This is a genomic window from Paenarthrobacter sp. CCNWLY172, from assembly GCF_037402035.1.
GTDB lineage: Bacteria > Actinomycetota > Actinomycetes > Actinomycetales > Micrococcaceae > Arthrobacter.
The window spans coordinates 278228-290751 of the sequence record NZ_JBBEGB010000005.1; the positions used below are offsets into that span (position 1 = coordinate 278228).

Below are 12524 nucleotides of genomic sequence, written 5' to 3' on the forward strand. Positions count from 1 at the left end.
CACCATCCCGTGGATCAATATCCACGGGCTCCATAGAAAAGGAGCTCCACGATGGCTAAGGCTGAACTCCGTAAGCCCAAACCAAAGTCCAACCCCTTGAAGGCCGCTGACATCACTGTCATCGACTACAAGGACGTAGCACTGCTGCGCAAGTTCATCTCCGACCGCGGAAAGATCCGTGCTCGTCGCGTTACTGGCGTTACCGTTCAGGAACAGCGCAAGATCGCCCAGGCAATCAAGAACGCCCGCGAAGTTGCTCTGCTGCCTTACTCCGGCGCTGGCCGCGGCTAAGGGAAGGGATTAACTAACATGGCAAAGCTCATTCTGACCCACGAAGTAACCGGTCTCGGTGCTGCTGGCGACGTTGTGGAGGTCAAGGACGGTTACGCACGTAACTTCCTGCTGCCCCGCGGCTTCGCTCTGACCTGGTCGAAGGGTGGCGAGAAGCAGGTTGAGTCCATCAAGGCTGCCCGCGCCGCTCGTGCGCACGCTTCTGTTGAAGCTGCACAGGCCCAGGCCCAGGCTCTGTCCTCCAAGAAGGTCAAGCTCGAGGTGAAGGCCGGCGAGTCCGGTCGTCTCTTCGGCACCGTCAAGCCTGCTGACGTCGCTGCTGCTGTTGAGGCCGCTGGCCTCGGCGCCATCGACAAGCGCAACGTTGAACTGCCGAACCACATCAAGTCTGTCGGTTCGTACACGGCCAACGTTCGCCTGCACGAGGACGTTTCCGCTGTCATCGACCTCGAGGTCGTTGCAAGCAAGTAACGCAGTGTTACGCAGCGCAAAGTAGTCTTTGACTGCATCCAAGACCCCCACCACCGGATTCCGGTGGTGGGGGTCTTTTTTGCGGGGGAATCAGGGAGTGTGGATCTCCTCCATCACGTGCTTGTACCCGGTACGGATCATCTCAGCCAGGGTGTCCCGGTCCACGTCGTCCAGTTTGTTCACATACAGGCATGCGGCACTGGTCTTGTGCTTTCCGAGTTCCGGAAGCAGCCGGTCTGCGTCGGGACCTTCGGTGAGGCCGTAGAGCACCAGGCTGCTCTTGCGCGGTGAGAATCCGACGGCGGCGGCGTCGCCTTCGCGGCCGCTGTCGTACTTGTAGTGATAGCTGCCGAAGCCAACGATCGACGGCCCCCACATGACGGCTTCCTTGCCGGTGATGTCACGCATCATCTCCAGCAGTTCGAAACCGTCCGCACGCCGGGTCGGGTGCTCCACGGCGGCCAGGAATTCTTCTACGGACACGTCCGTGGGCTGGGTCTTGTTCTCTGCCATAGGGGTAGTTTTGCAGACCCGGGGCACGTGCGTCAGCAAAACCGGCCAGCAACCGGTGATAGCCTGCAGCGGTGACTTCAGAAGCCCTGCGCAGCCGCCCGTTCCACCAGGTGGACGTCTTCTCCGACCAGCCTTACCGAGGCAACCCGCTTGCCGTGGTGGTCGATGCCGAAGGCCTCAGCACAGGCACAATGCAGCACTTCGCCAACTGGACCAACCTTTCCGAGACCACGTTCCTCCTGCCTCCCACGGACCCACTGGGGGATTACAAGGTGCGGATCTTCACAGGCAGCGAGGAGTTCCCCTTCGCAGGGCATCCGACGCTGGGTTCAGCACACACCTGGCTTCAGGCCGGGGGAGTGCCCAAGGCTGACGGCGTCCTGGTCCAGGAGTGCGGCGCCGGTTTGGTGAGGGTGAAGCACGACGGAGGTCGGTTGGCTTTCGCCGCGCCGCCGCTGACGCGCTTTGGCCCGGTTGATGACAGTATCAGGGTCCAGCTCGCTGCCGGCCTGCGTCTTCCGGACGAAGCTCTGTTGGACGCCTCATGGCTGGTCAACGGACCCACATGGATCGGTGTGCTCCTCGGTTCCGCGGAACAAGTTTTGGCCATCGAACCGGATTTCGCTGCCATGGGTGACCTTAAGGTCGGTGTGATCGGACCGCATCAACCGGGTACCGGCGTCGACTTTGAAGTCCGTACGTTCATTCCTGGCGACGCCATGGTTGAAGACCCGGTCACGGGCAGTTTCAATGCCGGCGCGGCGCAGTGGTTGATCGGTAGTGGTCGGGCGCCTGAAGAGTACATTGCAGCCCAGGGCACCGTGCTGGGCAGGGCAGGCAGGGTCCATATCACAGCGGAGGACGGCGAGATTTGGGTTGGTGGAGCGTCGGCCACGTGCATCGAAGGAACGGTGCTGCTCTAAAGGCTTCCCACGGCACTGCCCGCACGGCTGTCACGTGCGCTTGGGCCTCGACAGCACCACCACCAGGAAGATCCCTGAACTGAACACGGCCTGCACCATCAGGACGGTCGATGGGACGTACCCCAGATAGAGTGCCACGAGCAGCGGGATGGTCGCCAAAATGGTCACGTCCAGCCCCCGCAGCAGGGAGCCCAGCTGCGCTCGGGGAACAGGACCAAACGGAGTCTCAACCGGCGGGGCGGTCCAGTCCGGTGGCGTTCTGGTGGCCGCGCGGAGAGTTCCCGCGCCCATGCCCACGCCTGCCAGGGCACCGACCAGTATCAACCACGGATCCGCTGCGCCGAGGAGAACCAACAGCCCACTGAGCACCGCCATCCACAGGGACATGGCAAGGCAAGGCATGAGTGCGCGACTGGTCCTGACCAGTGCCGGATGCAGTGGAAGCATGGCGTCGAGCTCAGGAACCAGGGCGGTCTTCCGGGCCACGGTTCCCATCCCGGAAGCCGTGGCACACCCCGCGATCACGATGACCGCCAGCTGCACGAACTCCGGCAGCCCGCCTTCCACCGAAAGCATGGCGATGCAGGCAACAAGCCACAGGAGGGGTGGCATCAGCGGAGGATTGAGTCTGAAGAAGGCAACTGCATCAGCACGGATCAGCGCCCTGAGGGGGCCGTGCGTGTGCCGGGCGTAAAAGCGGGCCGCCCTGCCGCCGTCGACCCTTTGACGGCCGCCGCTCAAGGCGCGCAGCACCTCATTGGCGTCCATCATGAACAGCGAAGCCCCGGCATGACCGGCCACGGCTCCGCCGCGAACCAGCTCTTCACCCCGCACGCGTCCGGACCGCGGCACCACCAGCGCCAATAATCCGACGGCGGCAAGGCCCACCAGCGCTGTTGGCCACGGAGACCACGACAGCGCGGGAAGGAACGAGCACCCCAAAGTCGCCGCGGCAGTGGTCGCCTTACCCAGCCGGGGTCCCAGTAGGCAGAGCTGTTGCACGGCCGCCAGAACCACCGCAATGGCGCTGGCACCGCCAAAAGTGAGTGCAGCGAAAACGTGTTCAACGGGGGCGCGGTCAATGGCGATCACCATGCTGAAGGGAAGGTAGATGATGGCCGAACCGGCTGCGGTAAGCGCGACTTTGCCGAGGAACGGCGGCAGGACCATGGGGCGGCGATCCACCGGTAGAGTCAGCCACCAGGTGCTCTCCGCACCACTCACTGCCATGGGTCCGAACTTGCGTGCCAGGTTGCTGATGGACAGAAGGACCGCGAAGGTCACGGACGTCCACAACACGGGTTCCGGCAGGACAAGCCATTGCTCGCCAATGATGCTGCCGGTGGTGGAAGCGCGGTCCGCGATTTCGTTGCGCAGCGCGAGAACGAACGAGGCTGCGATGGTCAGGGACACGCCGATGCCGAGGCCCCAACTGTAGGCATCGACGAACCTGTCGCTCCACGAGATCCGACTGCGTTTGTAGCGTCGGGCGGACTTGCGGGTAAACCGGACGATGTCAGCAGCCAGCTCCCTGTTCCGGCCGGACGGTTCAAGCGTGATCATGTCAGGAGCCGGCAATGATCGAGGCCCCCTGTTCCGGATCGAATACCTGGACTTCCTCGTCAATAACCAAACAGGATGAGGCGGTAGCGAGCAAGAGCTGGGGATCATGGGTCACCAGAACCACTGCGCCACCCTCTTTGGCGTGGGCGGCGATGCGCTCACCTAGGGCCACCCGCATCCGCGGATCGAGCCGTTGCTCCGGCTCATCAAGGATCAGGAGCGACGACGGACGGATCAGCCCCGCTGCCAGCAGCAGCCGGCGCCGCTGGCCCGAAGAGAGGGCGTCAGGGATGGCGTGCGACCTTCCCTGGAGCCCGAAGAAATCCAGCTCTTCCTCAACACGCGCTTCGGGGTTGTCCAATGAATGGCCGCGGGCGATGAGGAGGAGGTGCTCCCGAACTGTGAGGGACGGGAAGAAGAGGTCGTCGTCAAACACTGCCGAAACTTGCCGGCGGAAGGGAACGGCGTCAGGGTCGATGAGAAGGCCGTGGACTTTCACGTCGCCGGCCAAGGACGCCTGCCGTCCCGCAAGAGTACGGGCTACCGTGGACTTCCCGGCGCCGTTGACACCCACGATTCCCAGGACTTCACCCGGATCCACGGATGCAGAAACTTCCCCGCACACCGGAGCCCCGGCGTACCCAACCAGCAAGCCTTCGGCTTCCAAAACTGTCCCCATGATGCAACCCTACCGGCGGGATTGGCGCGACCTTGCCGGAGCGTTTAGCGTGAGTCTTATGTCCGCATCCGATGCTTCCGTGAAGGCCAACGGCAACCCTTTGCTTGTCCTGGGCAAGATCACGTCCATCCTGGATGCTTTCTCGTTGTCCAAGCCGGTACTGCAGTTGGCAGACATCCGCGAATCCACCGGCATGCCCACGTCGACGGTGCAGCGACTGGTCACGAACCTCACGTCGCAGGGCTTCCTGGACCGGGAAGGCGATGCGTACCGCATCGGCATGCGGATGGCCTACTGGGCGGCGCCGGCAACCCGCGGTATGGACGTGGTGGACATCCTGGGTCCGCTGCTCAAGTCCCTTCGGGACACCACCGGCGAGACTGCGTGCTTCTTCAAAGCAGAACAGCACTACCGGGTCTGCGTGGCCATGGCAGAAACGCATCACGCACTCCGCCGGGAGATGCACTTGGGAAAGATTGTGCCGCTTCACGCAGGGTCGGCAGGCAGGGTGCTCCTGGCCTGGTCGCCGGAATTGATGGAAGCCGTGCTGCGGGATCCGTTGGAGTCCATCACGGATCACACCATCACCAGTTCCGAGGAGCTCGAAGCGGCGGTGAAGAAGACCCACGCTGACGGGTTCGCCATCACTGTGGGTGAGCGGGAAGACGGCGCATCAGGGCTATCCGCGCCGGTTTTCGATTCGGCCGCCGGCTTGGTGGGCGCCGTCACTATCAGCGGGCCAACCCTTCGGATGCCGCGGGAGATATGCGAGGCTTGGGTGGAGCCCCTGCTGGCTGCCGCTGAGCACATGACCAGGCTGATCGGTGGACGTTTCCCCGGCGAGAGCTGATTAACAACGTAAGGGAGAATGACGATGGCCGGGAAACACTCCACAGTGGACGCCTACATCGCAGCCCAGCCTGAGGCTACCCAGCTGATCCTCAAGGAGATCCGCAGGAGCATTCACGCAGCAGTTCCCGATGCCGGCGAGATGATCAGTTATGACATTCCCACAGTCACCATCGATGGGCACTATGTGGTGTATTTCGCTGCCTGGGCACACCACATTTCGGTGTATCCGGTCCCTCGGGGAGACGAAACGTTGAATAACGAGTTGGAGCAGTATCTGTCCGGGAAAGGAACCTTGAAGTTTCCTTTATCCAAGCCAATCCCGTACCAATTGATCAGCAGGGTTGCTGGCCAGCTCGCGGCGGAAAGACGACGGAAACACTGATGCGTGATTTTGAGACTTTGGTGGCGGAGGCCGGGGAAGCCGACGTGAACGGCTGGGGATTCGCCTGGCTGGACGGGCGGGCAACCGAAGAACGTCCGCCGTGGGGATATGCGAAGTTGCTGGCGGGCCGCCTTGCCGCTGTCCGGAGTGCCTTGGACCTGGACACTGGTGGCGGCGAGGTGCTCTCAGAGGCCACCCAGTTTCCTGAACTGATGGCTGCCACCGAGGGCTGGCCGCCCAACGCCCAACGCGCCCGTGGGTTACTGGGGCAGCGCGGAGTAGACATCCTGGAGACGACAGCCGGTTCCGGCCTGCCTTTCCCTGACAGTTCCTTCGAGCTCGTGACCGCACGCCACCCGGTCAGGCCCGACTGGAAAGAAATTCACCGCGTCCTGATCCCCGGTGGCTGCTATTTCGCCCAGCATGTGGGACCGGCGTCGGCCTTTGAACTGATTGAACACTTTCTGGGGCCTTTACCGGAACAGCGTAAGGGGCGGGACCCCCAGGCCGAGGCAGCGGCTGCCGAAGCCTCCGGCCTCACCATCACGGACCTCCGCACCGCCCGGTGCCGGATGGAGTTCTTCGACGTGGGCGCCGTGGTGTGGATCCTGCGCAAATGTGTGTGGTGGGTTCCCGATTTTTCAGCAGAACGCTATCTGGGCAGACTGAGGGAATTGGATGAGCAGATGAGGTCCGGGCGCCCGTTCGTTGCCCACTCAACACGGCATCTGATAGAGGCCCGGAAAGAGCGTAAGCAGCCGGCCCATGCAGCAATGCCCTAGGGGAATCAGAGCAGTGAACGCGCCTCAAGATCTTCCATGGCCCACGTGAGGATCTTCAGGTCGAAGGGATCCCGCTCTTGGATGCCAAAGAGGTAGGCGTCGAAATCCCACGGCCTGGCGTTTCCGCCGTTGGCCCAATACCAAGCCCATAAATCGTCCAGGGTGATCTCATGCTCCATGACCAGCGACCGGGCCGTCTGGCGTGAGTCTTCCATGAACCTTTCCCGACTCCTGACACGGCACTAACCGCATCAGGCTGATTGACGTGATCTTGCTTCTTAAGGTGCATTTTCATGCTTGCACGTTCAGGGCCCATCCGAAACCCCAGCGGCTTTGGGAATACTATGGGAACTTCCGAGGGAAACTATCGCCTGAAGAGGGACCTCGCAATGAATCAGGAGCACACTGTGGATTCTGCCCGGACCTTTGAGTCGATCGTCATCATTTTTAACCCCAACAGCACGGGGGATGCGCCTGAGTTGGCGCAGCAGTTGCATGACCGACTGAAGGAGCTCCTCTCCTATCAGCCTGAGATCACCCTCCAGCCCACCGAACACGCCGGACACGCCGTCGATCTGGCGAGGGAAGCGGCCAGCAAGGGCGGCGACGTCCTGGTGGTGTCCGTCAGCGGCGATGGCGGCTACAACGAGGTGGTTAATGGTGTGATGCAGGCCGGGAACCCCAAGGCTGTTTGTGCAGTCAGGGCTGCCGGAAACGCCAACGACCACAGCAGGATCATGTCGACGAAACCGTTGGAAGAGGCCATTGCCGAAGGCCATGTTCACCACATTGACCTTCTCCGCATCCACACGGGCCAAAACGAGAATGAGCCCCTCGAATATGCGCATTCCTACATCGGATTCGGCTTGACCCCTGTGGTGGCCACCGAACTCGAAAAGGGCAGTAAAGGTGCGTTGACGGAAATGGTCACCGTGATCCAGACGTTTTCCAAGTTCGAGCCGTTTGGCATTCGCTTGGCTGACGGGAAGCGCCGGAAATTCGACAGCCTCGTCTTCGCCAATATCAATGAAATGGCCAAGTACGCCACGCTCAGTGAAGCCGCAAACCACCCATCCGACGGGAAGTTTGAGGTCATCACCTTCCCGCATATGCCCAAGTGGCGCGTTCTCCTGACTGCGCTCAAGGCCACCACGCAGGGCTTGGGTGACCAACCGAGCATGAGCAAGTATGAATTCACCACGCTCAAGCCCCTGCCGTATCAAATGGATGGCGAGGTGAAGAGCGTTGAAGCGAACGTCAAGGTCACGGTGGAGTGCGCTCCCCGCGCCCTGGCCACTCTCGGCTAGGCACGCTTAGCCCGCAGTGGCGCATGCGACGGTGACGAAGTCGTAGATCCGGCCACGGAGTTCATTGGACGCCGCGATCTTCACCAACCCCTGACGTTCACCCACTGTGACCCTTAGTGGCAAGAGTGTCCCCACCTTGTCCTCGGCGACGGCATGTGGGTCGCAGCGCGCAGGTCTCATGTGCAAGGCCAAAACGCGTGTGGCGTCACCGGGTGCGATGGTGACGTTCCGCGGCCAGGGATCAGAGGGTGTCTCCGCCAGAAGGGTGGTTCCGTCGATCGATTCAATGGTGAGGCTTTTCGCGGATCCACCCGGCGTGGCCGGCGTCATGACAAGGCGCACGACGGCGGTGCGGCCGTCCGCTGCCACCTCAAGTGCGGGGTCCAGGACCATTGAGGCGACGGCGGCAGCTTCTGCTGCGAGGCACAGTTCGCCGGCGTTTCTGGCGAGGACGTTGAAGGGATCGGAAGCCTCGGTGATCCCGTCCACGGGTTCTTTGCCCGTTGCTGCGTAGGTGATCCTGGCGTTGAGTTCCGGTGACGCTGTGCCGGATGCTTCGCAGGCGGCCCCCGGCAAAGCAGCAGGAAGGCTTTTGGGCTGACGCGGCGGCAGCTCCAAGCTGCCTTCCAATGGTTCCCAGGAAATGTCACCGTCAAAAAGCGTGGATCGCAGCCGGGCGGCGGTCACAGTCAGGGGAGCGTCCGTGGTGTTGGTGAGCTGCAGCATGATGGCCTGCTTGCCGTATTGGTCCCGGGACTGGTTGACCTCAACGTAGATGGGTCCTGGGCTTCCGCTGGAGGGCTCCGAAACGGAGCCGCCGCCACCAGTTCCGCCGGAGTCGCACGCGCCCACAAGCGGCAGTGTCGCGGCGAAGCCCAGACCCGCCGCAAGGGAACGCCACCCTCGGCTCATCATGCGATCAGTGTAGGGGCGCCGCCAAGCAGCGCGGTACCCTCGCAGGAACCGCGGGGCCCGCCGCTGAATTGGTCTGGCTCTGATTCGTGGACGGCGGGTTCTTATGGATCCGGCCGCGCTGGGATTTCGGCACGCCCTGGTGGCGGTACGCTATGGCTCACGCAGACTTCGCAGTAACGTCCCTGAAATCTAGAACGAAAGGCCACGCCGATGTCATTCCAGGCTTATCTCGACGCCATTGAAGACAAGACCGGCCTCACTCCGAGGAAGCTCGTTGAAATCGCCGAATCCAAGGGATTCAGTGACCCTTCGGTGAAGGCCGGGACCATCCTCGAATGGCTCAAGGCTGATTATGATCTTGGCCGCGGCCATGGAATGGCGCTGGTACACGTCATTAAGAAGGGCCCACAGATCGACAGCAAGCATGTGGGTTCGGACGGCACGCACCGGGACGAGTCGGACATGCTCTGGCTGGACGGCAAGGCCAGCAAGCCACAGCCGTGACCGGGAGCGGCCTATGGCGGCCAATCCATAAGCATGCTTAGCTTAGTGTCATTGCCGTGGCCGTATCTGCTGAGAAAGGGTCCACATGTCCACCGTGACGCAGTTGTTCAGATCCCCCGCCGCCGACGTCTGGGACGTCATCGAGGACGGGTGGCTCTATCCCGGCTGGGTGGTGGGTGCTTCACGGATCCGCGCCGTCGACGATCAGTGGCCGCAGGTGGGTTCCAAGCTGCATCATTCCGTTGGGTCTTGGCCCTTCCTCATCGATGACAGCAGCAGGGTCACTGCTGTGGAACCTGGCAGAAAGCTGGAAATCCTCGCGAGAGGATGGCCTCTGGGCGAAGCCAGAATCCTGATCACCTTGGAAGACCTTGGCGGTTCCCAGTGCCGGGTGTCCATTGCAGAAGACGCCGTCCGCGGCCCGGGAAAATTGATACCCAAGGCACTGCGGGACCCCGTGATAGCAGTGCGGAACCGCGAGACGCTCAAGCGTCTGGAACTTATGGCTGCGGGCGGAGCGGGCAAGAAGAGCTAGGCCGGCCTGACCCAGTCAAAAGCCTCAGCCTTGGACCGCGCTCCCTGGGCTGCCTTGGAGCGGTTCGGTTCACCCAACTCGGCCAGGAGTTTCTCCGAAAGCACCACAAGTTCCCCGAAGACGTCCGGACCCAACCACTCAGGGCGGGTCGCAAAGAGAATGTCTTCACTGGACGTATTGCCACTGGCGCCGGGTGCGAAAGGGCAGCCGCCCAGTCCACCAAGGGCGCCGTCCACCATGGCGGCTCCGGCCTGAAGAGCGGCAAGCGTGTTTGCTACACCCAAGCCCCAGGTGTCGTGGCCGTGATAGACGATCCTGCGTGCAGGTGACTCGTCCCGAACCCGGGTGATGAGCCGGGAGACCTGCGCGGGCACGGCTTGCCCCAAGGTGTCGCAGATGACGATGTCCGTGGTGCCTTCAGCCCGCGGATCATTGGCGATGGAGAGAACGCGCTCTTCGGGAACGTAACCCTCGAACGGGCAGGTGAAGGAGGTGGCAATGCACAGTTGGATCTGGCCAGCCACCGCCCGCGCGTACTCAATGGCTTCGGGAAGGGCGGCCAAACTCTCATCAGTGGTCCGCCCAATATTGGCCTTGTTATGCGAGTCGGAGGCCGACAAGCAGTACTGGAAGTTCCTTGCTCCGGCGGCTGATGCTTTAGCGACGTGACCGGGGGTGGCCACCCAGATCCAGCACTTCTCCAGTTCCTCGGGGGTGAGGGCCCGGACCACGTCAAGTGTGTTGGCCATGGTGGGGACCAAATCTGCGCGTGCCATGGAACCCAGCTCAATGGCGGGCACTCCCAGCCGCAGCAGTTCACGCACCGTCTCGATCTTCCGTTCGGTGGGCAGGATCTTCCCGGTAAGCTGGAGCCCGTCGCGCAGCGTGACGTCCCGAAGAATGGCGTTGCCCAGCGTGGTGGCCAGAGGGCTTTCGAAGTTGTTCATGGTCGGAGGGCCTCCTCGCGGCCGGAGGCCGCACTAATCTGCGCGGCATCCATTTTCAGGAGTCCGCCAAGGATTTCCTGTGTGTTTTCGCCCAGGTCCGGGCCGAGGTTTCTGATGGGCAGGGACTGGTCCCCGATCACCGGAACGATGCCCGGGAAGCCCACCCCCGGAAGAATTTCATCGCCGGTGGACACGTCGAACTTCTGGATCATGTTGCGGGCCGCATACTGGGTGTCCGTGCTGATGTCCGCGGCGGTATAGATCGGTCCGGCCGGAACTCCTGCGGCCTCGAGGGCCGCCAGCGCCTCAGCACCGGAAAGCGCAGCTGCCCACTCGCCGATGGCCTGGTCAAGCTCCTCTCGCTGGGCCCAGCGCCCGGCATTTGTTTGCAGCGAAGGGTCTTCGGCGAGATCAGGGCGACCGATGGTCTGCATATACCGCTGAAAAATGGAGTCACCGTTGCCTGCCACCACAATGCTCGCGCCGTCCTTGCACACGTACGCGTTGGAGGGAGCAATGCCCTCCATCCGGCCGCCCACACGCTGACGGTCCACGCCGTAAGCCTGATAGTCAGGGATCAACGATTCCATCATCGAGAACATTGCCTCATTCAGCGCAACGTCGATGATGCGCTCGGTGAGCGGAACGCCACCGGCCGAGTCCCGGCGTCGTGCTTCACGCTGGTAAAGGCTCATCACGGAGCCGAAGGCGGCGTACAGGCCCGCGATCGAGTCGCCGATCGAGACACCAACACGAACGGGAGCGCGGTCCGGGTCGCCCACCAGGTTGCGGAACCCGCCGTACGCTTCGGCGACGGCGGCAAAACCGGGCCGCTCGGACAGCGGTCCCGTCTGCCCGAAGGCAGAAATGCGCGTGACGATCAGCTCCGGGTTGGCCTGGTTGAGGACCTCCGGTCCCAGGCCCCACTTTTCCAGGGTGCCGGGCCGGAAGTTTTCCAGGAGAATGTCGCACTTGGCCACCAGCTCCAGCACGGCCTGCTTGCCCAAGTCGGTGCGGAGATCCATGACCACAGACTTCTTGTTGCGGTTCAGTGTGCGGTAGAGCATGGACGTGGTGCCCTTGTGCAGGCGCCAGTTACGCAGCTCGTCGCCGGTGCCGGGCCGCTCCACCTTGATGACCTCGGCTCCGAAGTCGGCCAGCAGCCTGCCTGCCGTGGGTGCGGCAATGTAGTTGCCGAGTTCCAGGACCCGGACGCCGTCCAGTGGGGCGATGGTGTGATGTGTCATGGGCTTCCTTAATACAGGGCGTCGGCTATCCCATATTATGGGCTGCAACTCATAATGAAAGTCTTTTGCTCAAATAGACTAAGCCGGTGTACTTCACTATCAGGACAGCCCGCCCAGCCGATGTACATGGCATCCTCGCCGCGGACATTGCAGCTGGGCGGACATCTTTCAGTGAGGCTGAGCGATTCGCTGATGGCATCAGCGCCGCGGTCGCAGACCCCACCCGTCTCGTCGTGGTGGCCGAAGCGCGTGATGACGCCATCGCGGAAGGTGGGTCCGGCGTCGTGGGTTGGGCGAAAACGCATTACTGGGACTACGCGGACGGCCCCGCGCCGGCCGGGCATTACCTGGGGGGCGTCACCGTGCGGCCTGAATTCCGGCGGATGGGCCTGGCGGCGCAGCTGACTGAGGCCCGTCTCCACTGGATGTGGGAGCGGGCGGAGTTCGCCTGGTATGTGGTCAATGCGCGCAATGAGGCGTCTCTGGCGTTGCACCGAAGATGGGGATTTTGGGAGGTCGCGCGGGGCGCCCGTTTTCACACCGTAGCGTTCGACGGCGGCGAAGGAGTGCTGCTGTCGGCGGCACGGCCGCAGGGCTGACGTCGGCAAACGCC

At 62.7% G+C, this 12524-nt stretch carries 17 protein-coding genes; 10 read left to right on the forward strand and 7 right to left on the reverse strand.

The features are described 5' to 3' along the window. Positions 1-51: 51 nt before the first annotated feature. Together rpsR and rplI are read left to right on the forward strand one after the other, a co-directional pair. Positions 52-291 (forward strand): 30S ribosomal protein S18, encoded by a 240-nt coding sequence (rpsR, locus tag WBN73_RS09940; RefSeq protein ID WP_003800144.1) that lies wholly within the window; start codon positions 52-54, stop codon positions 289-291. 18 nt (positions 292-309) lie between these two features. Continuing rightward, positions 310-762: a 50S ribosomal protein L9 gene (gene rplI, locus WBN73_RS09945; RefSeq protein WP_024818808.1), complete on the forward strand. Its 453-nt coding sequence runs from the start codon at positions 310-312 to the stop codon at positions 760-762. 90 nt (positions 763-852) lie between these two features. On the opposite strand, the gene WBN73_RS09950 is transcribed toward rplI, so the two are convergent. Continuing rightward, positions 853-1275 carry a DUF1801 domain-containing protein gene (locus WBN73_RS09950; protein WP_207595546.1) on the reverse strand — a complete coding sequence of 141 codons (423 nt, stop codon included), beginning with the start codon at positions 1273-1275 and terminating at the stop codon, positions 853-855. 71 nt (positions 1276-1346) lie between these two features. Here WBN73_RS09950 and WBN73_RS09955 point away from each other — a divergent pair, with 71 nt between their 5' ends. Next, the gene (locus tag WBN73_RS09955) at positions 1347-2198 is read left to right on the forward strand and encodes a PhzF family phenazine biosynthesis protein (protein ID WP_337340106.1); all 852 of its coding nucleotides are present in this window, start codon (positions 1347-1349) and stop codon (positions 2196-2198) included. Positions 2199-2228: 30 nt separating this feature from the next. Here WBN73_RS09955 and WBN73_RS09960 read toward each other — a convergent pair whose 3' ends face one another. Together WBN73_RS09960 and WBN73_RS09965 are read right to left on the reverse strand one after the other, a co-directional pair. Further along, positions 2229-3761 carry a DUF6297 family protein gene (locus WBN73_RS09960; RefSeq protein WP_337340105.1) on the reverse strand — a complete coding sequence of 511 codons (1533 nt, stop codon included), beginning with the start codon at positions 3759-3761 and terminating at the stop codon, positions 2229-2231. 1 nt (position 3762) lies between these two features. Beyond that, positions 3763-4440, reverse strand: coding sequence for an ABC transporter ATP-binding protein (locus WBN73_RS09965; protein WP_337340104.1), 678 nt, complete (start codon positions 4438-4440; stop codon positions 3763-3765). A gap of 58 nt (positions 4441-4498) precedes the next feature. Here WBN73_RS09965 and WBN73_RS09970 point away from each other — a divergent pair, with 58 nt between their 5' ends. Genes WBN73_RS09970 through WBN73_RS09980 form a run of 3 tightly spaced genes read left to right on the forward strand, consistent with a single transcriptional unit; the run spans position 4499 to position 6456 of the window. Continuing rightward, positions 4499-5290, forward strand: a complete 792-nt coding sequence (locus WBN73_RS09970; protein ID WP_337340103.1) for an IclR family transcriptional regulator — start codon at positions 4499-4501, stop codon at positions 5288-5290. Positions 5291-5314: 24 nt separating this feature from the next. Then, positions 5315-5674, forward strand: coding sequence for an iron chaperone (locus WBN73_RS09975; RefSeq protein ID WP_207595542.1), 360 nt, complete (start codon positions 5315-5317; stop codon positions 5672-5674). Further along, positions 5674-6456: a methyltransferase domain-containing protein gene (locus WBN73_RS09980; RefSeq protein WP_337340102.1), complete on the forward strand. Its 783-nt coding sequence runs from the start codon at positions 5674-5676 to the stop codon at positions 6454-6456. Before WBN73_RS09975 ends, WBN73_RS09980 begins: the two co-directional genes overlap by 1 nt. Positions 6457-6461: 5 nt before the next feature. On the opposite strand, the gene WBN73_RS09985 is transcribed toward WBN73_RS09980, so the two are convergent. Continuing rightward, positions 6462-6671, reverse strand: a complete 210-nt coding sequence (locus tag WBN73_RS09985) for a hypothetical protein (protein ID WP_089597024.1) — start codon at positions 6669-6671, stop codon at positions 6462-6464. Positions 6672-6845: 174 nt separating this feature from the next. On the opposite strand from WBN73_RS09985, the gene WBN73_RS09990 reads away from it, so the two are divergent. Further along, a complete protein-coding gene (locus tag WBN73_RS09990) occupies positions 6846-7763 on the forward strand; it encodes a diacylglycerol/lipid kinase family protein (RefSeq protein WP_242703453.1) in 918 nt (305 codons plus the stop codon). A 6-nt stretch (positions 7764-7769) separates the two neighbouring features. Here WBN73_RS09990 and WBN73_RS09995 read toward each other — a convergent pair whose 3' ends face one another. Then, positions 7770-8678, reverse strand: coding sequence for a hypothetical protein (locus WBN73_RS09995; RefSeq protein ID WP_242703452.1), 909 nt, complete (start codon positions 8676-8678; stop codon positions 7770-7772). Positions 8679-8888: 210 nt separating this feature from the next. Between WBN73_RS09995 and WBN73_RS10000 the strand changes: the two genes are divergently transcribed. After that, entirely contained in the window at positions 8889-9182 is a 294-nt protein-coding gene (locus tag WBN73_RS10000) for a DUF4287 domain-containing protein (protein ID WP_207595540.1), read from the forward strand. Between the two features lie 85 nt (positions 9183-9267). Further along, positions 9268-9717: an SRPBCC family protein gene (locus tag WBN73_RS10005; protein ID WP_337340101.1), complete on the forward strand. Its 450-nt coding sequence runs from the start codon at positions 9268-9270 to the stop codon at positions 9715-9717. Here the strand turns inward: WBN73_RS10005 and WBN73_RS10010 are convergent. Then, complete coding sequence (locus tag WBN73_RS10010; protein WP_280625057.1) at positions 9714-10664, reverse strand: hydroxymethylglutaryl-CoA lyase; 951 nt, start codon at positions 10662-10664, stop codon at positions 9714-9716. The two genes, WBN73_RS10005 and WBN73_RS10010, sit on opposite strands and share 4 nt — an antisense overlap. Continuing rightward, positions 10661-11911 (reverse strand): CaiB/BaiF CoA transferase family protein, encoded by a 1251-nt coding sequence (locus WBN73_RS10015; protein WP_337340100.1) that lies wholly within the window; start codon positions 11909-11911, stop codon positions 10661-10663. The genes WBN73_RS10010 and WBN73_RS10015 overlap by 4 nt, the downstream gene beginning before the upstream one ends. 86 nt (positions 11912-11997) lie before the next feature. On the opposite strand from WBN73_RS10015, the gene WBN73_RS10020 reads away from it, so the two are divergent. Beyond that, positions 11998-12510 carry a GNAT family N-acetyltransferase gene (locus WBN73_RS10020; protein WP_337340099.1) on the forward strand — a complete coding sequence of 171 codons (513 nt, stop codon included), beginning with the start codon at positions 11998-12000 and terminating at the stop codon, positions 12508-12510. The last annotated feature ends 14 nt before the right edge of the window (positions 12511-12524 follow it).